This window comes from Phyllobacterium myrsinacearum, assembly GCF_002980555.1.
Lineage (GTDB): Bacteria > Pseudomonadota > Alphaproteobacteria > Rhizobiales > Rhizobiaceae > Phyllobacterium > Phyllobacterium myrsinacearum.
On record NZ_PVBT01000006.1, the window covers coordinates 169,283 to 191,041 of the forward strand.

Here is a 21,759-nt window from a genome sequence, read left to right on the forward strand (position 1 = left end):
GGAATTTCTCATTTGTCAGTGCAGACGCCGCAAACCCTCGCGCTTTGCCGATATCCTCCCTATATTCGGGCCTATATTCAGGCGTGAATCGCGAGACTGGGAGAGCCGTGTGCACAGAGATAAGACCGTTGCCCTTGTCACAGGCGGCGCAAGGCGTGTTGGTAAGGCGATTGTAGAGAATCTTGCCGCCAATGGTTTTGCTGTGGCTATTCATTGCAATCATTCGCTGGAAGAAGGCCGCGCGCTGCTGGACACAGTAGAGGCAGCCGGGGGCACGGCGGCGGTGGTTCAGGCGGATCTGACCGACGCCGATGCGGTTCGCGGCCTGATCGGCAGCGCCGAGGACGCGCTCGGCCCGGTGGAAATCCTTGTCAACAATGCGTCGATCTTTCACGATGACGGGTTCGGCCATTTTGACGACCGTGTCTGGGACAGGCATTTCGCCGTGCATGTCAAAGCCCCGGTGCTGCTGGCCGACGCGATGAAATCGGCGCTTCCCGAGGGGGAGAACGGCCTCATCGTCAATATCATCGACCAGCGCGTGTGGAGACTCACGCCGAAATTCACCTCCTACACCCTGTCGAAGGCCGCCCTGTGGGCCGCGACCCAGACCATGGCGCAGGCGCTGGCCCCGCATATCCGGGTCAATGCCATCGGTCCCGGCCCGACCATGCAGGGGGAACGTCAGGAGAGAATCGATTTTGAACAACAAGTTGACGGCCTGCTGTTGAAACGCGGGCCCGATCTGGCAGAATTCGGCAACACGATCCGCTATCTCTGGCAGACGCGCTCCATCACCGGGCAAATGATTGCCCTGGATGGCGGGCAGCATCTGGCGTGGGAGACGCCGGATGTCACAGGAATGGCAGAATGACCAACGCACGCAATCATCCGGCAATCGACCCGGCCCCGCCGCTGTCCCCTGACGGGACTGCGGAGGATACCGGCGTGATCTTGGATGATGAGGGCCCGCTCGCCGCGGAAAACAGCGAGCCGATCCGCGACGTCGCGGCGCTGATCAATGCGATCGAATGGGATTCCAGCGTCGAAAGCGACGGAACCAGCGGTGCCGATGTCATCGGCGAACTGGTAAAGCGGCTGCCCAACAAGCCGGGCGTCTACCGCATGTTCAACGGCGACGGCGACGTGCTCTATGTCGGCAAGGCCCGCAACCTGAAGAAGCGCGTTTCCAACTATGCACGCGGTCAGGGCCACAACAACCGCATCGCCCGCATGATTCGCGAAACCATGAAAATGGAATTCGTCGTCACCCGCACCGAGACCGAGGCGCTGCTGCTGGAAGCGAATCTCATCAAGCGCTTGCGCCCGCGCTTTAATGTTCTGATGCGGGACGACAAGTCGTTTCCCTATATCCTGCTGACGGCGCCCAAACAGACCGACCGGCGGCTGGCACCCGGTATTTTCAAGCATCGCGGCGCCCGCTCGGCGAAGGGCGATTATTTCGGCCCCTTTGCCTCGGCGGGTGCTGTCGGGCGCACGATCAACGCGCTGCAGCGCGCCTTCCTGCTGCGCACCTGTACCGATTCCTTCTACGAAAACCGCACGCGGCCCTGCCTGCTCTACCAGATCAAGCGCTGCTCCGGCCCCTGCACCAGCGAGATCAGCGAAGCGGATTATGACGAGCTGGTCAGCGAGACCAAGGCGTTTCTGTCCGGCAAGAGCCAGGCGGTGAAAACCCACCTGTCCGATGCCATGCGCGAAGCCTCCGCCGAACTCGATTTCGAGCGCGCGGCGGTCTATCGCGACCGCCTGTCTGCTCTCTCCCACGTCCAGTCGCATTCGGGCATCAACCCGCAATCGGTTGAAGAGGCCGATGTCTTTGCCATCTACCAGGACGGCGGCACCACCTGCATTCAGGTGTTCTTCTTCCGCACCGGCCAGAACTGGGGCAACCGCGCCTATTATCCCAAGGCCGATTCATCGCTGTCGAGCGCCGAGGTGCTCGGCGCCTTTCTGGCGCAGTTCTACGATGACAAGCCCTGCCCCTCGCTGATCATGCTGTCGGAAACGGTGGAGGATCAGGAACTGCTCGGCGTCGCCCTGACGGCGAAATCCGACCGCAAGGTGACGATCACCGTGCCGCAGCGCGGCGAGAAGAAGGACCTTGTCGAACACGCGCTCAGCAATGCGCGCGAGGCGCTTGGCCGCCAGTTGGCCGAAACCTCGTCGCAGTCGCGCCTGCTCAAGGGTGTCGCCGAAACCTTCGGCCTGGAAAAAACACCGCGCCGCATCGAGGTCTACGACAACTCCCACATCATGGGTACCAATGCCATTGGCGGCATGATCGTGGCGGGCCCGGAAGGGTTTGTCAAAAACCAGTACCGCAAGTTCAATATCCGCTCGACGGAGATCACGCCGGGCGACGATTTCGGCATGATGCGCGAAGTGATCGAGCGCCGCTTCAGCCGCCTCGTCAAGGAACACGGAACACCCGAGAACAAGGACATGCCGGATACCCCGGCGGATGTGGAAATCGATGAATTCGACGAGGAGTCCGATGCCTTCCCCGCATGGCCCGACATCATCCTGATCGACGGCGGCCAGGGCCAAATGAGCGCCGTGCGCGGCATTTTGCAGGAGATGGGCATTGCCGGCAAGGTCACGGCCATCGGCGTTGCCAAGGGCGTGGACCGTGATGCCGGGCGCGAGCGGTTCTTCATGGAAGGAAAACAGTCCTTCACCCTGCCGCCGCGCGATCCCGTCCTGTATTTCCTGCAGCGGCTGCGCGACGAGGCGCACCGCTTCGCCATCGGCACCCACCGCGCCAAGCGCAAGAAGGAAATGGTCAAGAATCCGCTGGATGAGATCGCCGGGATCGGCCCTTCACGCAAACGTGCACTGCTTCATCAGTTTGGCACGGCTAAAGCTGTATCGCAGGCTGCTGTCGAAGATTTGATGAAGGTGGACGGGATATCGGAAGCAATGGCCATCACCATTCGCGATCATTTTCGCTCATAGCTTGGCTTAACTATTGAAATCGGGACACAATTGCGCCCGACTCCCGCATGATGAGCTTGACGTTTGGCGGACAAGCCCGTTTGATCGGCACTGATTTGATTGGTTGGAAATATGCCCAAGAACAACGCCTACTCCTTGCCGAACCTGTTGACCTATGGGCGCATTCTCGCGGTGCCGCTGGTCGTGCTGTGCTTTTTCCTCGAAGGCAGCCTGCAATCCAGCGATGCGGCGCGCTGGGGCGCGCTGGTCATCTTCGCCATTGCCAGCATCACCGACTTCTTCGACGGCTATCTCGCGCGCATCTGGAAACAGACTTCGACCATCGGCCGCATGCTTGATCCCATAGCCGACAAACTGCTGGTATCGGCCTGTCTTTTGCTGCTGGCGGCGGATGGAACCATTGCCGGCTGGACGCTGTGGGCGGCGATCATCATCCTGTGCCGCGAAATTCTCGTTTCGGGCCTGCGCGAATATCTGGCGGAACTGAAAGTCAGCGTGCCGGTGAGCCAGCTGGCGAAATGGAAGACGACCATCCAGATGTTTGCCGTGGCTATCCTTCTGGCGGGACCTGCCGGCGACAAGATCGTGCCGCACACGACCCAGTTCGGCATCGCCCTGCTGTGGGTGGCGGCCCTCGTGACACTCTATACCGGCTGGGACTATTTCCGCGCCGGACTGAAACATGTGGTAGATTAGAGCCATGGCAGTGAAGCTTGTATATTTCGCGTGGGTGCGCGAACGCATCGGCAAGGGCGAAGAGATCATCGATCTCGCGCCCTCCATCGTGACCGTCGGCGATCTTCTGAGCCACCTCAAAACCCGCGGCGAGGAATATGAGGCGGCGCTGGAATATCAGGACGTCATCCGGGTGGCCATCAACCAGGAACATGTCGATCACAAGACACCGATCGGCGGCGCGCAGGAGATTGCCCTGTTCCCGCCCATGACCGGCGGCTGATGCTATGACCGGCACGATCCGACCGCGCGTCGCCATCCAGAGCGGCGATTTCGATACGGCCGCCGAAATTGCCCGCCTGACATCGGGACGCCATGACATCGGCGCCGTCGTCACCTTCAGCGGGCTGTGCCGGGATGAAGCCGGAACGCTCCAGGCACTGGAAATCGAGCACTACCCCGAAATGGCCGCCCGCGAGATCACCCGCATTGCCGGTGAAGCGCTCGGCCGCTGGCCGCTGACGGGCCTGACGGTCATCCACCGCTTCGGCATGATCCGGCCCGGCGAGAACATCGTGCTTGTCGTGGCCGCTTCCGCCCATCGCCGCGCCGCCTTCGATGCCGCCGCCTTCCTGATGGACTATCTGAAGAATGCCGCGCCCTTCTGGAAGAAGGAACACCTTGCCAGCGGTGCACAAAGCAACTGGGTCGAGGCCAAATCGACCGATGCGGCTGCGCTCAAGCGCTGGAACGAGGTGAAGTAATGCGGCGGCTTGCCATTCTCTCGCTCATCGTCGGTTTCGCCGGCGTGATCGCGCTGTTCGGCCTGTCGTTCAAGGCGCGCAGCGAAAGCCGTGCGCCTGACCTCACCGGTGCGTCCTGGCTGGCGGAAGACATCAATGGCGGCGGCGTCATCGATTTCGCCCAGACAACCCTGATGATCGGCCATGACGGCGCGGTGAGCGGCTCCGGCGGCTGCAACCGCTTCATGAGCAAGGCTGTGGTCAAAGGCCGCAAACTCACCTTCAAGCCGGCGGCAGCAACGCGCAAGCTCTGCCCGCCTGCCCTGATGGATCAGGAACACAAGTTCTTTGCCATCTTGGAGCGCACCCGTGCCTTCCGGCTGGTGGATGGCAAGCTGACGCTGCGCGATGCATCGGGCAAAACCATTGCCCGGCTGGCGCGGCAGGACTGAATTGACAGCCCTTTTAAAACAAAAAAGCCGGGAAAATCCCGGCTTTTTCTGTTTCAGCTGAACCAATCAGCCGACGATTTCCGTTCCGGAGAACCAGTAAGCGATTTCTTCTGCGGCTGTCTCAGGCGCATCGGAACCGTGAACCGAATTTTCGCCGATCGACAGGGCGAATGTCTTGCGGATGGTGCCTTCGTCGGCATTGGCCGGGTTGGTGGCGCCCATGACTTCGCGGTTGCGGGCAATGGCGTTTTCGCCTTCCAGAACCTGAACGATGGTCGGTGCGGAGGACATGAATTCAACGAGTTCGCCGAAGAAAGGACGTTCCTTGTGAACGGCATAGAAGCCTTCGGCTTCGCGGCGGCTCATCCAGACGCGCTTGGAAGCAACGACACGAAGACCAGCCTCTTCCAGCTTCTGTGTGATGGCGCCGGTCAGGTTGCGGCGCGTCGCGTCGGGCTTGATCATCGAGAAAGTGCGTTCAATCGCCATGGAATAAAACCTTGTCGTTAGGGGAATTGGATGGCGGCTCTATAGCGTCAGGCAGCCCCTTTGCCAAGGGGCCGCCCGTCAGAAACCCTGCATCTTGCCTTTAGGCCGCAGCACTGATCTCGCGGGCGATACCGCCATGCAGATCGAGGCAGCGCTCGAACCAGTCATGCACCGGATCGTTCTCGTCCACGAGCTTGAACGGCGTCAGCACCCGCACCCACTGGAACGCCCCGAACACGATGTAATCGCTGAACAGCGGGCCCTTGCCGCCGATGAACGGCTGCGACAGCAGCATCTTGCGCAGCGGTTCGAGGCTTTTGGTGAAGGCGTCGTGCCTGGCGTCGCGTTCGGCAGCCACCGCCTCCAGCGGGCGGCCGAAGATTTTTTCCCGGCTCTCGCGAAAATAGGCCTGGTTCGGCGCATCGAGAATATCGTGCACCGGCATGAGAATGACCACATTGATATAGGGATGCAGCGTCATCTGCGACCAGCCCTCGACGAAGCGGGCCATGGCCCGGCCGCCCTCGCCCTTGAACAGCGACGGCCGGTCCGGATAGGTGTCTTCCAGATAGAGGGCGATCTCGAAGGAATCCGCCACGCGCGTCTCGCCATCGCGGATAACAGGCACCTTCGGCGAAAATGCGCCTTCAAGCGCCGGGATATCCTTGAACGACACGCGATTGCGGTTGAACGGCAGGCCCTTGTGGGCCAGCGACATCACGGTTTTCCAGCAGTGCGGGCTGAATGGCCGGTTCAGATCCGTACCGACGAGTTCGTGCAGAATGATTCCCATGGAAAGCCGCCTCTGTTTGGATATTGTGGCAGCAAGACTGACGCATTTCGGCAGAAAGTCAATTTGGCGCAACAGCATTTCCGCATGAGCGCCGCTCGTTATGAACGTGCCCAATCGGACACAGATATCGCCTAACCTCACTTTCCCGCGCAATCGGGCGATATCTGCGGCACGCACGGCTTGCGAAAAGCACATTTCCCGTGCAAAAGCGCGGCCATGCTTATTCTCAACGACATATCCGTGCGTATGGCCGGACGCCTGCTGATCGATCACGCCAACCTCAACCTGCCGTCGGGCACGAAGGCGGGACTGGTCGGGCGCAATGGCGCGGGCAAATCCACCCTGTTCAAGGTGATCACCGGCGAGATGCCGGCGGAAACCGGCGATTTCTTCCTGCCCAAGAACATCCGTATCGGTCAGGTGGCGCAGGAAGCGCCGGGAACCGAAGATTCCCTGCTCGAGATCGTGCTGGCCGCCGACCAGGAGCGCACCGCCCTGCTGGCCGAGGCGGAGACAGCCACGGATCCGCACCGCATCGCTGAAATCCATATCCGCCTGGTCGATATCGACGCGCATTCGGCCGAAGCGCGCGCCGGGGCGATCCTTTCCGGCCTCGGCTTCGATTCCGAAGCGCAGAAGCGCCCGGCCTCGTCCTTCTCCGGCGGCTGGCGCATGCGCGTGGCGCTGGCGGCCGTGCTCTTCGCCGAGCCGGACCTGTTGCTGCTGGATGAGCCGACCAACTATCTCGATCTGGAAGGCACGCTGTGGCTGGAGGACTATGTCCGCCGCTATCCGCACACGGTCATCCTGATCAGCCACGACCGCGACCTTCTCAACTCGGCCGTCAATTCGATCATCCATCTGGATCAGACCAAGCTGACGCTGTGGCAGGGCAATTACGACCAGTTCGAGCGCCTGCGCAGCGAAGCGCTGGAGCTGCAGCAGAAGCAGCGCACCAAGCAGGAAGCGCACCGCAAGCACATGGAAGCCTTCGTCGAGCGTTTTCGCGCCAAGGCGTCCAAGGCCAAGCAGGCACAGTCACGCCTGAAGGCCCTGCAGAAGCTGAAGCCGATTTCGTCGGTGATCGAAGACCATGTGGCGCCGTTCCATTTTCCCGAGCCGGAAAAGGTGGTGGCATCGCCGATCATCGCCATTGAAAACGGCGAAGTCGGCTATACGCCCGGCAAGCCGGTGCTCAAGCATCTCAACCTGCGCATCGACGCGGACGACCGTATCGCGCTGCTGGGCTCGAACGGCAACGGCAAGTCGACGCTGGCCAAGCTGATCAGCGGACGCCTGCCGCTGCAGAGCGGCCGCATGACGGTGGCGCCGAACCTGAAGATTTCGTTCTTTGCCCAGCACCAGCTCGACGATCTGGTGCCGGAGGACAATGCCATCGAGCATGTGCGCAAGCTGATGCCCGATGCGCCGGAATCCAAGGTGCGCGCCCGCGTTTCGCAGATGGGCCTGGCCACGGTGAAGATGAACACGGCGGCGAAAGACCTTTCCGGCGGTGAAAAGGCACGGCTTCTGATGGGGCTTTCCACTTTTCAGGGTCCGAACCTGCTCATCCTGGACGAGCCGACCAACCATCTGGATATCGACAGCCGCGAAGCGCTGATGCATGCGCTCAATGATTTCGACGGCGCGGTGATCCTGATCGCCCACGACAGGCACCTGATCGAAGCCACCATGGACCGGCTCTGGCTGGTGCGTGACGGCGCGGTTGCGCCCTATGACGGCGATCTCGACGCCTACCGTTCTCTGGTTCTGGCCGATGCCAAGGCCGAGCGCTCCGGCAACAGCAAGATCACCGCCGATGACGGGCAGAAATTGACCAAGGCCGAGCAGCGCAAGCTGTCGGCGCAGAAGCGCGAAGCGCTGAAGCCCTTGCAGAAAAAAATCCAGGAAGCCGATGCCATGGTGCAGCGCTTCCAGAAGAAGATCGAGACCCTGCAGGACCAGCTGGCCGACCCGGTCATCTACAGCCGCGAGCCGGCCAGGGCGACGCAGATCGGCAAGGAAATCGGTTACGCCAAATCCTCGCTCGCCCGGGCGGAAGAGGAATGGCTGACGCTGTCGACCGAATATGAAGAGGCAATGGCTGATCTGTAGAAATCGCAAGAGAGGGGATTTGCAGGTCGAAATCCTCCCCTCTCCTGGATTTTCCGGATCGTCCGGAACGTCGCCCGCCCCTCGTCAGGGCGGCTTTTTCATGCGGCTACGAAAGATCAGCCGCGAACACCGTCTTCCTGCGCAGCGGCAGGGCAAAACCGGCGACCATCGCGGCAAGGCCGATCATGGTTGAAACCGCAAAGATGGTCATGGTTGCAGCGCGCAGGGCCTCAGGGCTTGTTGCCTGGGGATAGCTGGCGGCATTGGCCACCAGACCGGCCACCGCGGCCCCGATGGCGTAACCGGCGGATTGCAGCGTCGGCAGGAGGGCGGAAGCCCGGTCACGCTCGCCGTCGCGTGCCGATTCCATCACGCTCTGGCTCAAAAAGCCCCAGCTGACCCCGAACCCGGCGCCGATGCTCATCTGGCCAACCAGAACCACGCCCGGCAGATCGGCGGAGAAACCCAGAACCAGAACGGCAAGGCCGGTCACCAGCAGCGCCGGTCCGAGCCGGATCATCTGCGCGCGGCGGCGCTGGTCCTGCACATTGGCAACCAGAATGGCAATGCTGCTCCAGGCGACGGCAAAGCTGGCGCTGAACGCACCGGCCATGGTCGGGCCGTAGCCCCAGAGATTCTGCAGGGTCATGACGAGATAGACCGAGGTGGAGGCCTGGGCGACAGGCATCAGCAGCACGATCCACAGGCCGATCCCCACCGTCGACGTCAGGGCAAAGGCATCGGACGGGAACAGCGGCGTGCGGCTGCGGCGGTCAACCGCAACGACGGCAATGAGAACGGCCGCAGCGCCGGCGACGCACAGGACCTCCAGCGTCAGGGTCTGCATGACGCCGGCAAGCGCCACCAGCATGATGCCGCCGCCGATGGCGCCCAGCCGCAGGAAAGGCACGGACAGCGGCGCAGCTTCGGTCGCCGAGCGCGGCACGATGCGGAACACCAGTGCGATGAAAATCAGCGCCATGGGCACATTGACGAGGAACGCGGCGCGCCAGGATACGGTTTCCGTCAAAAGCCCGGCAACCAGCGGACCGCCGAAGGCGGCGATGGCCCAGACGACGGCTTCGGCGCCAAACACCTTTGCCACCAGGCGCGACGGGAACAGGTCGGGAATGAGCGCATAGCAGATGGCGGCGATCACGCCCTCACCCAGCCCCTGCAGGGCGCGGCCAACAAGCACTTCCGTCATCGACGAGGCAAAGGCGGCGATCAGCGTGCCCGCGAGGAAGACAATGGCGGCCCCGACCAGCGCCCGGCGCGGGCCGAGCCTGCCCTTGAGCAAGGCGCCACTGGCGCCGCCGACAATGGACAGGACGAGATAGAGCGTGAAAGCCCAGGAAATCAGCTTCAGCCCGCCGATCTCGCGCACCGCCGTCGGCAGGGAGGTGGAAACGAGAAACCCGTTGAAGGCAAACAGCGCCACGCCGAGGCAGAGCGTCGTGGTTGCGGCGGAAAACTGCGGGGTCAGCAGCTCAGACCAGCGGGCATCGCTGGCTGTGTCGTCGGGTTCATGCATGGCGTCACCTCAATTAAATAAGTTTTGTGTTTTTATATTCCGGTTAATAAAATAAGCAATCGCTTTTTAAAAATAATCTTGTTATGCTCCCACCATGCAGGATCGAACGACAAACCGCATGCTTTATTCCCTGAAGGTGGCCGGCGCGCAGACCGCAGCGTCCCTGGCGGACCGCCTCGGCATTACCGCCGTCGCGGTGCGGCAGATGCTGGGGCGGCTGCATGAGGATGGCCTTGTCGCCTATGAAGACAGCCGCGAGACCGTTGGCCGTCCGAAACGCTTCTGGCACCTGACCGGGGAAGGCAACGGGCAGTTTCCCGACAACCATGCGGCGCTGACGGCCGATATACTGGCATCCGTGTCAGCCGTGTTCGGCGATGCCGGGCTCGACAGGCTGATCGCGCACCGCGAAACCGCCACGCTCGACCACTACCGCACGGAACTTGCCCATGCGGGCTCCCTCGAGCAACGGGTGCAGCGTCTGGCGGAAATACGCTCCGCCGAGGGGTACATGGCAGAAATAACCCGCGATGCGGCGGGTGCGCTGGTTCTGGTGGAAAACCACTGCCCGATCTGCGTGGCCGCCAGGGCATGCCAGAAACTGTGCCGGTCGGAGCTTGATGTGTTTCAAGCCGCGCTTGGTCCCGATGTCGAGGTCAGGCGCTTCGAGCATATCTTGAAAGGCGCCCGGCGCTGCGCCTACCGGATCACGGAAAAGCCGGGTGACAGCGGTCAGCTGGCGATGAAGCTGTAGAGCATCGGGCTCATATAGCCCCTGCCAACGCGCCAATAATCGCGCATCGGCCCGCCCTCGCATTGAAAGCCGAGCCGTTTGGCCAGCCGGATTGAAGCCGTGTTGTCGGGGTGGATGATCGCCGTGATGCGGTGCGCCTTCAAATGGGCCACGCAATACTCCATCAGCGTCTTGACCGCCTCGCTCATCAAGCCCTGCCCGTGCCATTCGCTGCGCAGGATATAGCCGATTTCAAGCCGGTGATTGCTGACCTCGCGGTGATGGTAGTTCACCATGCCGATGCATTCGTCCGTGGTCCTGTCGGCCACCGCCCAGGCCATCGAATCATAGGGCGACGTGGTCTTCGCCAGGATGCGCAGGCACCGCCGCGTTTCCTCCATGGTCGTGCAAGCGGTGAACCCCCAATATTGCGTCAGCGTTTCGTTGGCGAGGCACGCATGCAGCCCGGCCTCATCGCGGCTTTCGAACGGCCGCAGGCGCAGGCGCGGCGTCAGCAGTGTCGGACAGGCAATCTGCACCATCACCGCCCCCATTTGGGCGCGGGCGGCGTGCTGTTGGGATTGGCCTTGCGGCGCCCCAGACGCATCAGGCCTAAAATGCTGACGGCAATCAGGGTCAGACCGGCCGGAACGACGCGCTTGTCGATGCTCACCGCGCCCTTGCGCAGGACGATATCCACCTGCGCCACGTCGAGGCCGTCGGCGTCGCCGGGTCCGATGGCAAAGGTATAATCGCCGGGAAGCACGGGGTCGATGTCGCCCATCCTGTCGCGATAGACACGCGGCCCCTGCGGCGAACCGCGATTGGCGGCCTGCGCATTGACGTAGGAGAGCGTCTTGACGAGCACGTCCTTGCCGTCCCGCGACACGACCGAGGTCAGCGCGGTGCGCCCTTCGGCTGGAATGAAATTGCGCAGCGGCTGCATGTCGACAAAAATTCGCACCGGGCCGTCGCTGGCCTTCAACGAAACCGTCACCCGCTTGTACGGGCCGGGCCGGTCAAACACCCGCCATGACCCAAGCTCGCTGCCGGAAAAATTATAGGCGTACCAGGGATAGCCAATTCCCAGCGCTACACCGGCGAGCAGGAGCAACAGCAGCAGCTTGCGCATCTCTCAGGCCTTCTTTTCCCAGCGCCCCTCGGCATTCTGCTGCCAATAGGTCAGCGTGTGCCCCCCGGCCTTCAACTGCTTCCACTGCTCTCGCGCCTGTTCAAGCTGCATCTGGTCATGCCCGTCGAACATCAGCACCAGCCGTTCATAGGCTTCGACATGCGCCGGCACCGCGCCATCGACCAGAAAACGCACCGTAGCCCCGTTCGGATTGCCCTCGCCCGTGGTCAGTATGACCGGCTGCTCCTCCGGGTGCGGCTCCTGGTCCGTGGCATGGGCCAGAAAGGACGCATCGGACCAGGTCCACAGATGGTTGTCGAGGCTGTCGCGCCGCTCCTGCGATCCGGTCTGGATGACCACCTTCCACTGGCGGCTCAGCGAGCGCTCGACCAGGCCCGGAAGCGCATTTTCCAGTGTCGATTCGGTGAGGTGGTAGAAGAGGATTTCGGTCATTGTCTCTCTTGGCTCAAAAACGCGCCAGTGTCACTTCGTTGAAGCAGGCCTTGACCGATTCGTCAAAGAATGGGTGATGCGGCGGGTGGCGCAAGCCACCCGCCGCCTTCATCAGCCTTCGAAATTGTCCTGGACCAGCCGGTCAAGCAGGCGGACACCGAAACCGGACGCCCAGGACTGGTTGTACTCGCTTGCCGGCGTGCCCATGGCGGTACCGGCGATATCCAGATGCGCCCAGGCCGTATCCCCGACAAACCGCTTCAGAAACTGCGCCGCGATGATGGCGCCGCCAAAGCGGGTGCCGATGTTCTTCATGTCGGCATTCTTGGTGTCGATGAGCTTGTCGTACTCGGCACCGAGCGGCATGCGCCACACTTTCTCGCCGGTTGCCTGCCCCGCATCGAAGAGCTGCGCCGCCAGCGTGTCGTCATTGGAGAAAAGCCCCGCATGCGACTGGCCGAGCGCAACCATGATCGCGCCGGTCAGCGTGGCGAGGTTGACCATGAATTTCGGCTGGAAACGCTCATTGCAGTAATAGAGTGCATCCGCTAGGACCAGCCGGCCTTCCGCGTCGGTGTTGAGCACCTCGATGGTCTGACCCGACATGGAGGTGACGATATCGCCGGGACGCTGGGCATTGCCGTCGACCATGTTTTCAACGAGGCCGACAATGCCGACCACATTCACCTTGGCCTTGCGGCTTGCCAGCGTGTGCAGGAGGCCGGTGACGGCAGCCGCGCCGCCCATGTCGCCCTTCATCTCATCCATGCCGGCGGCCGGCTTGATCGAGACACCGCCGGAATCGAACACCACGCCCTTGCCGACAAAGGCGATGGGCGCGTCCTTGCCCTTGCCGCCCTGCCATTCCATGATCGCGAGCCGCGCCGGGCGCACCGAACCCTGCGCCACGCCGAGCAGCGAGCCCATGCCGAGCTTCTTCATGTCCTTGGGGTCGAGAATCTCGACCTTCACATCGAGTTTCTTCAATTCCTCGATGCGTTCGGCAAATTCGACCGGTCCGAGAATATTGGCCGGTTCATTGACGAGGTCGCGCGCCAGAACAACGCCTTCCGCCACAGCTTCGGCATTGGCAAAGGCCTTCTTTGCCGCCTGCGGGTCGGCCACGAGAAGGGTGATCCTGGCCGAGGATTTTTCTTCCCGCTCCTCGTCACTCCTGCCCTTTTTCGTCTTGTACTTGTCGAACGTATAGGCGCGCAGCAGCATGCCGAGCGCGAAGTCCGCGGCATTTTCGCCCGTCACGTCCGTGTCCGGCAAGGCCAGAACCACGGAAACATGCTTGGCCTTGCCGATTTTTGCAAAGGCCGAACCGCCCAGTTTCAGCCAGTCATCGGCCTTCAGCCGGGCTGGATCGCCAGCGCCAACCAGCACCAGGCGGTCAAGCTCGGTGCCTGCGGGCGCGAGCGTGCTCAGGCTTGCTGCAAGTTTTCCCTTGAAATCCGAGACATCGATGATACGCGACAGCAACGCTTGCCCGACGACAGATTCGGCTTCCTGCGCGGCCTTGCCTTCGGCTGCCAGAAGCAAAATTGCGGTTCCGTTTTCAACGGCGGCAAACTTTGCAAAACTGATGGATGGTCGTTTGGACATGATATCTCCAGATTGAACAAATTGTGACTTCCTAATTCATCAAAGTTGATGAATGAAGTGGGTAACGGTAGGGATCGGGCGCTAACACCTTGTTAACCAGCTTTCTTCGCCTATTTTTAGCCAAGACTGACTAGATTGAACATATAACGGGTTCGTCCCATAGTGCGGCAAAATAATGCCATGGATTGTATGGCATAGATGAAATCGCCGGTCATTGGTGACCGGCAGGTCGACAAACAAGGTGGCGGAACTCTTTTGCGAAACATGACATGCGCCTGATTGAGTATTATATCTTGCGACGCATCGTCGTCATGTTTCTGGCAGTTCTCCTGTCAGCGGTCGGCATTACGTGGATCGTCCAGGTCCTCGGCCGCATCAACTTCCTGACCACCAGCGGCCAGAGCTTTTTCTACATCCTGAAGTTCAGCTCCAACCTGCTTCCCGCCGCCTTTCCCGTCGTCATGCCGTTCGCGCTTGTTATCGCCGTGACGCAGACGCTGTCGACGATGAACCAGGATTCGGAACTCGTCGTCATCAATGCCTCGGGCGCGCCGCGTTCCACGGTCATCCGTCCCGTCCTGCTTTTTGCCGTCTTCGTGGCCGGCGCTTCCTTCGTCATTGCCAATTTCATCGCCCCCTATTCGCAGATGAGCATGCGGCAGATGCTGGCGGACGCCCGCTCCGACGTCATCAATCTTGTCGTGCAGCAGGGCTCGTTCCAGCGGCTGGACAAGGATCTTTATCTGCAGATTGAAAGCCGCGATGCCAATGGCGCGATCAAGGGCCTGTTCGTGTCCGATTCGCGCGATCCCGTGACCGACCTGCTTTACTACTCGAAAGACGGCCTCGTGGTCGACAAGGGCAGTCAGAGCCTTCTGGTCATGAAGGACGGCGAAATCGACCGCCGCGACGTGAAGACCGGCGATGTGTCGATCATCAAGTTCAACACCTATGCTCTTGATCTTGCTGAATTTTTGCCATCGGATGATAAGGATGTCACCATCTTCCCGAAGGACCGTCCGCTGAACTATCTGATGAACCCAGACCCGAACGACACGGTCTATCAGCAGAAACCGCTGCGCTACACGTCGGAGCTGGCCAAGCGGCTGACCGACTGGATGTACCCCATCGTTTTCGCCTTCATCTCACTGGCGGCGGCGGCGGATTCGCGCTCGCACCGGGAGGCCCGCATTTCAGCGTCCTTCACGGCCATCACATTGAGCCTTGTCGTCTTCTGGATCAGCTATTCCAGCGGCCAGGCGTCGGAAAAGAATGAAAACGTCATTCCCTTCCTCTTCGTCTTTCCGGTTCTTGTCACCATCTCGGCCATCTATGCGCTGGCGACAAACCGCCAGATCGGCGTGCCGGCAAAAATCGCGGACTTCTTCAAGAATGGGTTTTCCTCGCCGCAGGCCGCCCTTGCAGGCGTCAAGACAAAGCTGCTAAATCCCCGCTCCGGACGTGGAGCGCGTGACGAATGATAGGCTGGACCCTCGGACGTTATTTCTTTCTCCGCTACGTGACGATCACCTGCTATTTCCTCATGGGAAGTTTTGCGCTGGCGCTCATCCTCGATTTCACCGAGCTGTCGAGCAAGCTGGCCGCACTGCCGGAGTACTCCTCCATTCAGGCATTCGGCCTGTCCGTGATGCGCATTCCCTATATCATGCAGCAGGTGTTTCCGTTCATCGCGCTGTTTTCGGCGATGACCACGCTGATCTCGCTCAACCGGAAGTATGAGCTTGTCGTGGCACGCTCCGTCGGCGTCTCGGCCTGGCAGTTTCTCCTGCCTGCCTGCACCGGTGCTTTCCTGTTCGGCCTTCTCGCCGTGCTGATCGTCAATCCCCTCGCCGCCTATGGCTTCGAGAAGAGCGAAGCGGTTCAGGCGGCGTGGCGCAGCGGAAAGACCAACGATACAACCGACGATCGCGTGCCCTGGCTGCGCCAGAAAACCGATGAAGGCGAGACCATCATCGGTGCCAAGAATATCGTCAACCGCGGGTTGCGGCTGGTCGATGCCTCCTTCATCCGGCTGGACAAGAACAAGGACATTATCGAGCGTCTCGACGCCAAGACGGCCGATCTGGAAGACGGCTATTGGCAGTTGAAGGACGTGACGAAATTCGTCCTCGGCGAGACACCTGTTTCACCGGGAGATGTCCGTATTGCGACGCATCTTCGGCCTGAATTCGTTGAAGAAAGTCTGGCCCGGCCCGAGACAATTCCTTTTTTTGAGCTGCGTAACAAAATTGCCGCAGCCCGTTCTTTTGGCTATCCAGCCAATGCTTTTGACATGCATTTCCAGTCTTTGCTGGCTTTGCCTGCGCTTTTAATGGCGATGACCCTAATCGCTGCGACAGTTTCGCTGAAATTTGTTCGCTTTGGACAATCTGGAACGATGATTCTGGGTGGCGTCCTCGCGGGCTTCGTGCTTTATGTCGTCACAGTTGTGGTCAAGGCATTCGGAAATGCGGGATTCGTTCCGCCTTTCGTTGCCGCTTGGACTCCGGTCCTGATCGCAACTTTTTTTGGGGTCTCCTTTCTGCTGCACAAGGAGGATGGTTAGAGTGGGATTGAATGTAACGCGCTCGGTGTTGCCGACGTGGCTCGCACGGCTTATGTGCGGGACGGCCGTGCTATGCCTTGCAGGCGGGATTTCGTTCCCGGCCTTGGCCCAGACACAAGATGCCCTCGCAGGTAATTTCAAGACGAATCCGAATGCCCAGATGCTGCTGGAATCGGATGAACTCGTCTATGATATCAATGCCAAGACGATTTCCGCCGTCGGCGGCGTGAAGATCGAATATGACGGCAACCGCCTCGTTGCCCGGCAGGTCACCTATGACCAGAAGACCGGCCGGCTGAAGGCGCTCGGCAAGGTCGAGATCGTCGAAAAGGACGGCAACCGCATCTATGCGGAAAATCTCGATGTCACCGATGACTTCAAGGAAGGTTTCGTCAATACGCTGCGCGTCGAGGCTGCTGATAACACGCGCTTTGCGGCGGAAAGCGCCGAACGCATCGGCGGCGAAATCACCAAGTTCAACAATGGTGTCTACACCGCCTGCGAACCCTGCCGCGACAAGCCGGGCAAGGCGCCGCTTTGGCAGGTGCGCGCGCAGAGGATCGTCTGGAACGGCAAGAACAAGACCATCCGGTTCGAGCGCGGACGCTTCGAGCTGTTCGGCATGCCGCTGGCCTTCCTGCCGGCGTTTGAAATCGCCGATCCGACGGTGAAGCGCAAAAGCGGCTTCCTGATGCCGAGCTACAAATATGAGACCAATCTCGGCTACGGCGTCAGTGTCCCCTATTTCTGGGCGCTTGCTCCCAATTACGACCTGACCCTGACCGGCACCGGCTATACGAAGCAGGGCTTCCTCGCCGATGCGGAATGGCGCCATCGCCTGGAAAACGGCGAGTACAGCGTTCGCATCGCCGGTATCAGCCAAAATGATCCGAGAGCATTTTATAATACTGCCGCACCGGACAATGATGCCCAAGACTGGAACAACAAGAACCGTGGCATGATCGGTTCGAAGGGCGCGATTCACATCAACCCGCGCTGGACCCTCGGCTGGGATGCCATGGTGCAGTCGGACAAGGCCTTTGCCTATCGCTATGGCCTCGACGGCTATGCGGACTACAACAAGACCGACCAGATCTACCTGACCGGCCTGCATGACCGCAACTATTTCGATGTGCGGCTCTACAAGTTCCATGTTCAGGAAGGGTGGGCGGACTCCTTCAGCGCATCGTCGGAAAACAAGCAGCCCTGGGTTCTGCCAAGTCTCGACTATGCCTATATTCCGACCCAGCCGCTCGCTGGCGGCGAGTTGAATTTCAACTTGAACTTGCAGGCGCTGTATCGCGACAAGGTCGATGCCAATGCGGGATACACGGGTCTGCCGCGCTCCGGCTATCTCGCCGGTATCAAGGGCAATGATGGCCGCATCACCGGCGAAGTCGAGTGGAAACGCACCTTCATTACCGGTAGCGGCCTCGTCCTGACACCTATTCTCGCCCTGCGCGGCGATGGCATGTATGTCGATTCGGATTCTCCTGGCGTCACCCGCGACCAGGCCTTCCGCGGCATGGCAACCGCCGGGCTCGAAGCCAAATACCCGATCCTGTTCACGGCGGCCAATTCCACCCACGTGCTCGAACCGACGGCGCAGCTCTTTATCCGCAACAATGAGCCCTATGCCGGCCAGATGCCGAACGAAGATGCGCAAAGCTTTGTCTTCGATGCGTCGAGCCTGTTCGAGCGGGACAAGTTCTCCGGCTACGACCGGGTCGAGGGCGGCACACGCGCCAATCTCGGCATCCGCTATTCCGGCACGTTCAACAACGGCCTGTCGCTCAACGGTATTGCCGGCCAGTCGTTCCAGCTTGGCGGCGTGAATTCCTTTGCCTCGCAGGACTTTGTCAATGTGGGCGCGGAATCGGGTCTGGAATCGGCGCGCTCCGACTATGTGGCGATGATCGGTGCCAATTATGGTGCCTATACGCTGACCACCGGCGGCCGCTTCGACAAGGATACGTTCGAAGTTCAGCGCGGCGAAGTTGCGGCAACGGGCTCGGGCAAATACGGCTCCGTTTTCGGGAAATACGCATTTATCGCTGCTCAGCCGACCTATGGCTTCCCTGAAGACCGCCAGGAAGTCACCCTCGGCGGCACGGCCAAGCTGACGCCGAACTGGCGCCTCCTTGGCTCGGGCACCTACGATATCGTGCATGACACGCTGGTAAAGCGCACGGCAGCGATTGCCTATGACGATGAGTGCTTTACCTACCAGATGTACTATACGCAGCAGCGGCCCATCACCGGCGCTGGCACCGCCGGCGAAACGACGACGACATACGGCTTCCAGATCTCCTTCCGTACCCTGTGGGAATTCGGCAAGCCTGTCGATATTGGCGGCATTTGATGATTTCTTTTCAACTGGCCGCCCTTGCGGCCAGTCATGCTTTTGCCTTAGTAAAACGGCAATAGAACGAAAATGAATCTCACAGGAATGGATTTTACCGGTCATTTTTGTCAAAATGGTCAAAAGAGATCCATAATGATCGGATAATGTGGACTATGATGGTGAGGAAGCACATTCTTGCAGCGGCGATTGTTACCGCTTTGGGCTCGGGCCTGGCGGCGGGCATTTCGCTGCCTGCCCAGGCGAGCGACGTCAAGGTAATCGTCAATGGAATGCCGATTACCGACTATGACATTGCCCGGCGCGCAGCCTTTTTGAAGCTGCAGCACAAGAAGGGCAACCTGACGCAGATGGCGCGTGAGGAACTCACCGACGACATGCTGAAGCGCCAGGAAATGCGGCGGCTGAACATCACCATTTCCGATACGGAAGTGAACCAGGCCTTCGAGCGCTTTGCCACCAACAACAAGATGACGCTTTCCCAGCTCACCGGCGTCCTCGACAAGGCCGGTGTGACAGCCGACCATTTCAAGGAATATATCCGCCTGCAGATGGGCTGGGGCCGCGCGCTCGGCACCCGCAACCGGTCCCAGGGCGGCAGCCGCGTGTCCGAACAGGATGCCGTGCAGCGCATGCTGAAGGATGGCGGCAAGAAGCCGGTCTCGACCGAGTACACATTGCAGCAGGTCATTTTCGTTGTTCCGGCCACCGATCGCGGCAATATCGCCAAGCGCCGCAACGAGGCCAATGCGCTGCGCGCCAAATTCAACGGCTGCGATTCAACCCGCGACATGGCAAAGGGCATACTGGACGTGACCGTCCGCGACCTCGGCCGTTTCGTCGAACAGGAACTGCCGCCCGAATGGTCCAAGCAGGTCAAGGCTACATCAGCCGGGCATGCGACCACGACGCTCGACACCGACAAGGGCGTTGAATTCCTCGGCATCTGCGCAACGCGCCAGCTGTCGGATGATCGCGTTGCCCGTCTGGTTTTCTCGCAGGAAGCGGCAGCGGCCAACCAGAAGCCCGATGCCACGGCAGAGGCGGTGAACAAGCAGTATGTCGATGATCTGCGGAAAAAGGCATCCATCGTCAATCGATGATGGTATTGCCTTCCCATGAGCAGCATCCTCGCCGTAAGCGCCGGTGATCCCTCCGGAATCGGACCTGACATAGCGCTCGCCGCATGGGCACTGCGTGCCCCGGCGCGCCTGCCCGCCTTCTTCCTGCTCGGCGACGAGGCGGTTTTGGCGGCGCGTGCCGCACAACTGGGAATAAACTGCCCGCTGGAAACGGCGACGCCGGAAACAGCCGCAGAAATATTTCAGCGGGCCTTGCCGGTCGTTCCCCTGCAAAACAGGCAGATCAACCGGCCCGGCGTTCCGCTCGCCGAAAATGCCGCCGGAACGATCGAGGCGATCGAGCGCGCCGTGGCCTACACGCTTTCCGGCCGCGCCAGCGCCGTCGTCACCTGCCCCATCGCCAAGAAGCCGCTCTATGAGGCGGGTTTCCGCTTTCCCGGCCATACGGAGTTTCTGGCGCATCTGGCCGGTGAACAGCTCGGCCGCGCGGTCACACCCGTCATGATGCTGGCGGGGCCCCTGCTGCGCGCGGTTCCCGTGACCATCCACATTGCGCTTGCCCGTGTTCCCGAGGTGCTGGATACCGACCGGATCGTCACCATTTCACGCATCACCGCGCAGGCGCTGAAAAACCAGTTCGGCATTGCCAATCCGCGCCTTGCCATTGCCGGTCTCAATCCGCATGCGGGCGAAGGTGGCGCCATGGGGCTGGAAGACGACGAGATCGTCCGCCCGGCGGTTGAAATCCTGCGCAATGAAGGCATCGATGCCCGTGGCCCGCTTCCGGCTGATACGATGTTCCATGCGGCGGCGCGCGCGTCCTATGATGCGGCGATCTGCATGTATCACGACCAGGCGCTCATCCCGGCCAAGACGCTGGGCTTTGACGACAGCGTGAACGTGACGCTCGGCCTGCCCTTCGTGCGGACCTCGCCCGACCATGGCACCGCATTCGACATCGCCGGATCGGGCAAGGCCAAGCCGGACAGCTTCATCGCCGCATTGCGCCTGGCGGGTGAACTCGCCTCCCATCGCTCCAGCCCGGAAAACAACGCCGCATGAGCATCGACAGCCTTCCCCCTCTGCGCGAGGTCATCGACCGGCACGAACTGATGGCCAAAAAATCCCTCGGCCAGAATTTTCTGCTCGATCTCAACCTGACCGCCAAGATCGCGCGGCAGGCCGGTGATCTGAAGGACCAGACCGTCATCGAAGTCGGGCCCGGCCCCGGCGGCCTGACCCGCGCCCTGCTGGCGCAGGGCGCCCATGTGATTGCCATTGAACGCGACGAGCGCTGCCTGGCGGCGCTGCAGGAAATTTCCGATCATTATCCCGGCCGCCTGCGCGTCATAGCGGGCGATGCGCTGGAGACGGATTTCAAGGCACTGGCGGGGAACGGTACGGTCAAGATCGTCGCCAATCTGCCCTATAATGTCGGCACCCAGCTTTTGATCGGCTGGCTGTTGAGCGAGCCATGGCCGCCCTTCTATGCCTCGCTGACGCTGATGTTCCAGCGCGAAGTGGCCGAGCGCATCGTGGCAAAACCTGGCTCCGATGCCTATGGCCGCCTCGGCGTGCTGGCGGGCTGGCGCACGGAAGCCAAAATAACCTTCGACGTGCCGCCGCAGGCCTTTACCCCGCCGCCGAAGGTGACGTCCTCGGTGGTTCACCTTGTTCCGCGCGCCGAGCCGCTCGCCTGCGATGCGACCATGCTCGGCCGCGTCACGCAGGCCGCCTTCGGCCAGCGCCGCAAGATGCTGCGCCAGAGCATCAAACCGCTCGGCGGTGAAGCGCTGCTGGCCAAAGTCGGGATTGATCCGACACGCCGCGCCGAAACATTGTCCATCGATGAGTTTGTGGCGCTGGCCAACGCGGTTTAAGGTTATATTTTAAGGGGATACACCAGAGTTCACCCCCTCTGGCTTGCCAGCCATCTCCCCCACAAGGGGGGGGAGATCTCATTGGCATCAACGCTTCTGCATACTTTGCAATATCTCAGAACTGTCGAAACCCTTGTGAAGGCTGCTCTCCCCCCTTGTGGGG

The 21,759-nt window shown here is 61.0% G+C and carries 21 protein-coding genes; 14 read left to right on the forward strand and 7 right to left on the reverse strand.

The genetic code is table 11. The annotated features are described in order from the left end of the window. Positions 1–109 precede the first annotated feature (109 nt). The 6 genes from C5750_RS19280 to C5750_RS19305 all read left to right on the forward strand — a co-directional run bounded on the left by C5750_RS19280 (position 110) and on the right by C5750_RS19305 (position 4,849). Positions 110–874, forward strand: a complete 765-nt coding sequence (locus tag C5750_RS19280) for an SDR family oxidoreductase (protein ID WP_105735748.1) — start codon at positions 110–112, stop codon at positions 872–874. Then, entirely contained in the window at positions 871–2,979 is a 2,109-nt protein-coding gene (gene uvrC / locus C5750_RS19285; RefSeq protein WP_280952421.1) for an excinuclease ABC subunit UvrC, read from the forward strand. Before C5750_RS19280 ends, uvrC begins: the two co-directional genes overlap by 4 nt. 111 nt (positions 2,980–3,090) lie before the next feature. Continuing rightward, positions 3,091–3,675, forward strand: coding sequence for a CDP-diacylglycerol--glycerol-3-phosphate 3-phosphatidyltransferase (gene pgsA, locus C5750_RS19290; protein ID WP_105735750.1), 585 nt, complete (start codon positions 3,091–3,093; stop codon positions 3,673–3,675). 4 nt (positions 3,676–3,679) lie between these two features. After that, a complete protein-coding gene (gene moaD / locus C5750_RS19295) occupies positions 3,680–3,937 on the forward strand; it encodes a molybdopterin converting factor subunit 1 (protein ID WP_105735752.1) in 258 nt (85 codons plus the stop codon). A 4-nt stretch (positions 3,938–3,941) separates the two neighbouring features. Next, the gene (locus tag C5750_RS19300) at positions 3,942–4,418 is read left to right on the forward strand and encodes a molybdenum cofactor biosynthesis protein MoaE (protein ID WP_105735754.1); all 477 of its coding nucleotides are present in this window, start codon (positions 3,942–3,944) and stop codon (positions 4,416–4,418) included. Then, positions 4,418–4,849 (forward strand): META domain-containing protein, encoded by a 432-nt coding sequence (locus C5750_RS19305; RefSeq protein ID WP_105735756.1) that lies wholly within the window; start codon positions 4,418–4,420, stop codon positions 4,847–4,849. Before C5750_RS19300 ends, C5750_RS19305 begins: the two co-directional genes overlap by 1 nt. 66 nt (positions 4,850–4,915) lie before the next feature. Here C5750_RS19305 and ndk read toward each other — a convergent pair whose 3' ends face one another. Beyond that, complete coding sequence (gene ndk / locus C5750_RS19310; RefSeq protein ID WP_105735757.1) at positions 4,916–5,338, reverse strand: nucleoside-diphosphate kinase; 423 nt, start codon at positions 5,336–5,338, stop codon at positions 4,916–4,918. A gap of 100 nt (positions 5,339–5,438) precedes the next feature. After that, positions 5,439–6,131: a glutathione S-transferase family protein gene (locus tag C5750_RS19315; RefSeq protein WP_105736143.1), complete on the reverse strand. Its 693-nt coding sequence runs from the start codon at positions 6,129–6,131 to the stop codon at positions 5,439–5,441. 216 nt (positions 6,132–6,347) lie between these two features. Between C5750_RS19315 and C5750_RS19320 the strand changes: the two genes are divergently transcribed. After that, complete coding sequence (locus C5750_RS19320; RefSeq protein ID WP_105735759.1) at positions 6,348–8,246, forward strand: ABC-F family ATP-binding cassette domain-containing protein; 1,899 nt, start codon at positions 6,348–6,350, stop codon at positions 8,244–8,246. A gap of 106 nt (positions 8,247–8,352) precedes the next feature. Here C5750_RS19320 and C5750_RS19325 read toward each other — a convergent pair whose 3' ends face one another. After that, a complete protein-coding gene (locus C5750_RS19325) occupies positions 8,353–9,780 on the reverse strand; it encodes an MFS transporter (protein ID WP_105735761.1) in 1,428 nt (475 codons plus the stop codon). Between the two features lie 118 nt (positions 9,781–9,898). On the opposite strand from C5750_RS19325, the gene C5750_RS19330 reads away from it, so the two are divergent. Further along, a complete protein-coding gene (locus C5750_RS19330) occupies positions 9,899–10,534 on the forward strand; it encodes a helix-turn-helix transcriptional regulator (protein WP_245421169.1) in 636 nt (211 codons plus the stop codon). Here the strand turns inward: C5750_RS19330 and C5750_RS19335 are convergent. From C5750_RS19335 to C5750_RS19350, 4 genes are all read right to left on the reverse strand, one after another. Then, positions 10,513–11,055, reverse strand: coding sequence for a GNAT family N-acetyltransferase (locus tag C5750_RS19335; protein WP_158531319.1), 543 nt, complete (start codon positions 11,053–11,055; stop codon positions 10,513–10,515). The two genes, C5750_RS19330 and C5750_RS19335, sit on opposite strands and share 22 nt — an antisense overlap. Then, entirely contained in the window at positions 11,055–11,645 is a 591-nt protein-coding gene (locus C5750_RS19340; protein ID WP_105735766.1) for a hypothetical protein, read from the reverse strand. Before C5750_RS19340 ends, C5750_RS19335 begins: the two co-directional genes overlap by 1 nt. A gap of 3 nt (positions 11,646–11,648) precedes the next feature. Then, positions 11,649–12,098: a DNA polymerase III subunit chi gene (locus C5750_RS19345; protein WP_105735768.1), complete on the reverse strand. Its 450-nt coding sequence runs from the start codon at positions 12,096–12,098 to the stop codon at positions 11,649–11,651. 111 nt (positions 12,099–12,209) lie between these two features. After that, on the reverse strand, positions 12,210–13,706 hold the full coding sequence (locus C5750_RS19350; protein WP_105735770.1) for a leucyl aminopeptidase: 1,497 nt from the start codon (positions 13,704–13,706) through the stop codon (positions 12,210–12,212). Positions 13,707–13,975: 269 nt separating this feature from the next. On the opposite strand from C5750_RS19350, the gene C5750_RS19355 reads away from it, so the two are divergent. From C5750_RS19355 to rsmA, 6 genes are all read left to right on the forward strand, one after another. After that, the gene (locus tag C5750_RS19355; protein WP_105735772.1) at positions 13,976–15,187 is read left to right on the forward strand and encodes an LptF/LptG family permease; all 1,212 of its coding nucleotides are present in this window, start codon (positions 13,976–13,978) and stop codon (positions 15,185–15,187) included. Beyond that, positions 15,184–16,272, forward strand: a complete 1,089-nt coding sequence (gene lptG / locus C5750_RS19360) for an LPS export ABC transporter permease LptG (protein WP_105735774.1) — start codon at positions 15,184–15,186, stop codon at positions 16,270–16,272. The genes C5750_RS19355 and lptG overlap by 4 nt, the downstream gene beginning before the upstream one ends. 1 nt (position 16,273) lies before the next feature. Next, on the forward strand, positions 16,274–18,634 hold the full coding sequence (locus tag C5750_RS19365) for an LPS-assembly protein LptD (RefSeq protein ID WP_199538049.1): 2,361 nt from the start codon (positions 16,274–16,276) through the stop codon (positions 18,632–18,634). A 155-nt stretch (positions 18,635–18,789) separates the two neighbouring features. Then, positions 18,790–19,737: a peptidylprolyl isomerase gene (locus C5750_RS19370; protein ID WP_105735779.1), complete on the forward strand. Its 948-nt coding sequence runs from the start codon at positions 18,790–18,792 to the stop codon at positions 19,735–19,737. Positions 19,738–19,752: 15 nt separating this feature from the next. Next, positions 19,753–20,778 (forward strand): 4-hydroxythreonine-4-phosphate dehydrogenase PdxA, encoded by a 1,026-nt coding sequence (gene pdxA / locus C5750_RS19375; RefSeq protein ID WP_105735781.1) that lies wholly within the window; start codon positions 19,753–19,755, stop codon positions 20,776–20,778. Beyond that, positions 20,775–21,596: a 16S rRNA (adenine(1518)-N(6)/adenine(1519)-N(6))-dimethyltransferase RsmA gene (gene rsmA, locus C5750_RS19380; protein WP_105735783.1), complete on the forward strand. Its 822-nt coding sequence runs from the start codon at positions 20,775–20,777 to the stop codon at positions 21,594–21,596. The genes pdxA and rsmA overlap by 4 nt, the downstream gene beginning before the upstream one ends. The last annotated feature ends 163 nt before the right edge of the window (positions 21,597–21,759 follow it).

What these genes read in the sequence shown, in the direction of transcription:
- C5750_RS19345 (WP_105735768.1), bottom strand. Translation starts at nt 12,098, where the DNA reads ATGACCGAAATCCTCTTCTACCACCTCACCGAATCGACACTGGAAAAT.
- C5750_RS19340 (WP_105735766.1), bottom strand. Translation starts at nt 11,645, where the DNA reads ATGCGCAAGCTGCTGCTGTTGCTCCTGCTCGCCGGTGTAGCGCTGGGA.
- C5750_RS19330 (WP_245421169.1), top strand. Translation starts at nt 9,899, where the DNA reads ATGCTTTATTCCCTGAAGGTGGCCGGCGCGCAGACCGCAGCGTCCCTG.
- C5750_RS19305 (WP_105735756.1), top strand. Translation starts at nt 4,418, where the DNA reads ATGCGGCGGCTTGCCATTCTCTCGCTCATCGTCGGTTTCGCCGGCGTG.
- uvrC (WP_280952421.1), top strand. Translation starts at nt 871, where the DNA reads ATGACCAACGCACGCAATCATCCGGCAATCGACCCGGCCCCGCCGCTG.
- rsmA (WP_105735783.1), top strand. Translation starts at nt 20,775, where the DNA reads ATGAGCATCGACAGCCTTCCCCCTCTGCGCGAGGTCATCGACCGGCAC.
- pdxA (WP_105735781.1), top strand. Translation starts at nt 19,753, where the DNA reads ATGAGCAGCATCCTCGCCGTAAGCGCCGGTGATCCCTCCGGAATCGGA.
- C5750_RS19300 (WP_105735754.1), top strand. Translation starts at nt 3,942, where the DNA reads ATGACCGGCACGATCCGACCGCGCGTCGCCATCCAGAGCGGCGATTTC.
- moaD (WP_105735752.1), top strand. Translation starts at nt 3,680, where the DNA reads ATGGCAGTGAAGCTTGTATATTTCGCGTGGGTGCGCGAACGCATCGGC.
- lptG (WP_105735774.1), top strand. Translation starts at nt 15,184, where the DNA reads ATGATAGGCTGGACCCTCGGACGTTATTTCTTTCTCCGCTACGTGACG.
- pgsA (WP_105735750.1), top strand. Translation starts at nt 3,091, where the DNA reads ATGCCCAAGAACAACGCCTACTCCTTGCCGAACCTGTTGACCTATGGG.
- C5750_RS19350 (WP_105735770.1), bottom strand. Translation starts at nt 13,706, where the DNA reads ATGTCCAAACGACCATCCATCAGTTTTGCAAAGTTTGCCGCCGTTGAA.
- C5750_RS19335 (WP_158531319.1), bottom strand. Translation starts at nt 11,055, where the DNA reads ATGGTGCAGATTGCCTGTCCGACACTGCTGACGCCGCGCCTGCGCCTG.
- C5750_RS19315 (WP_105736143.1), bottom strand. Translation starts at nt 6,131, where the DNA reads ATGGGAATCATTCTGCACGAACTCGTCGGTACGGATCTGAACCGGCCA.
- ndk (WP_105735757.1), bottom strand. Translation starts at nt 5,338, where the DNA reads ATGGCGATTGAACGCACTTTCTCGATGATCAAGCCCGACGCGACGCGC.
- C5750_RS19370 (WP_105735779.1), top strand. Translation starts at nt 18,790, where the DNA reads ATGATGGTGAGGAAGCACATTCTTGCAGCGGCGATTGTTACCGCTTTG.
- C5750_RS19355 (WP_105735772.1), top strand. Translation starts at nt 13,976, where the DNA reads ATGCGCCTGATTGAGTATTATATCTTGCGACGCATCGTCGTCATGTTT.
- C5750_RS19325 (WP_105735761.1), bottom strand. Translation starts at nt 9,780, where the DNA reads ATGCATGAACCCGACGACACAGCCAGCGATGCCCGCTGGTCTGAGCTG.
- C5750_RS19320 (WP_105735759.1), top strand. Translation starts at nt 6,348, where the DNA reads ATGCTTATTCTCAACGACATATCCGTGCGTATGGCCGGACGCCTGCTG.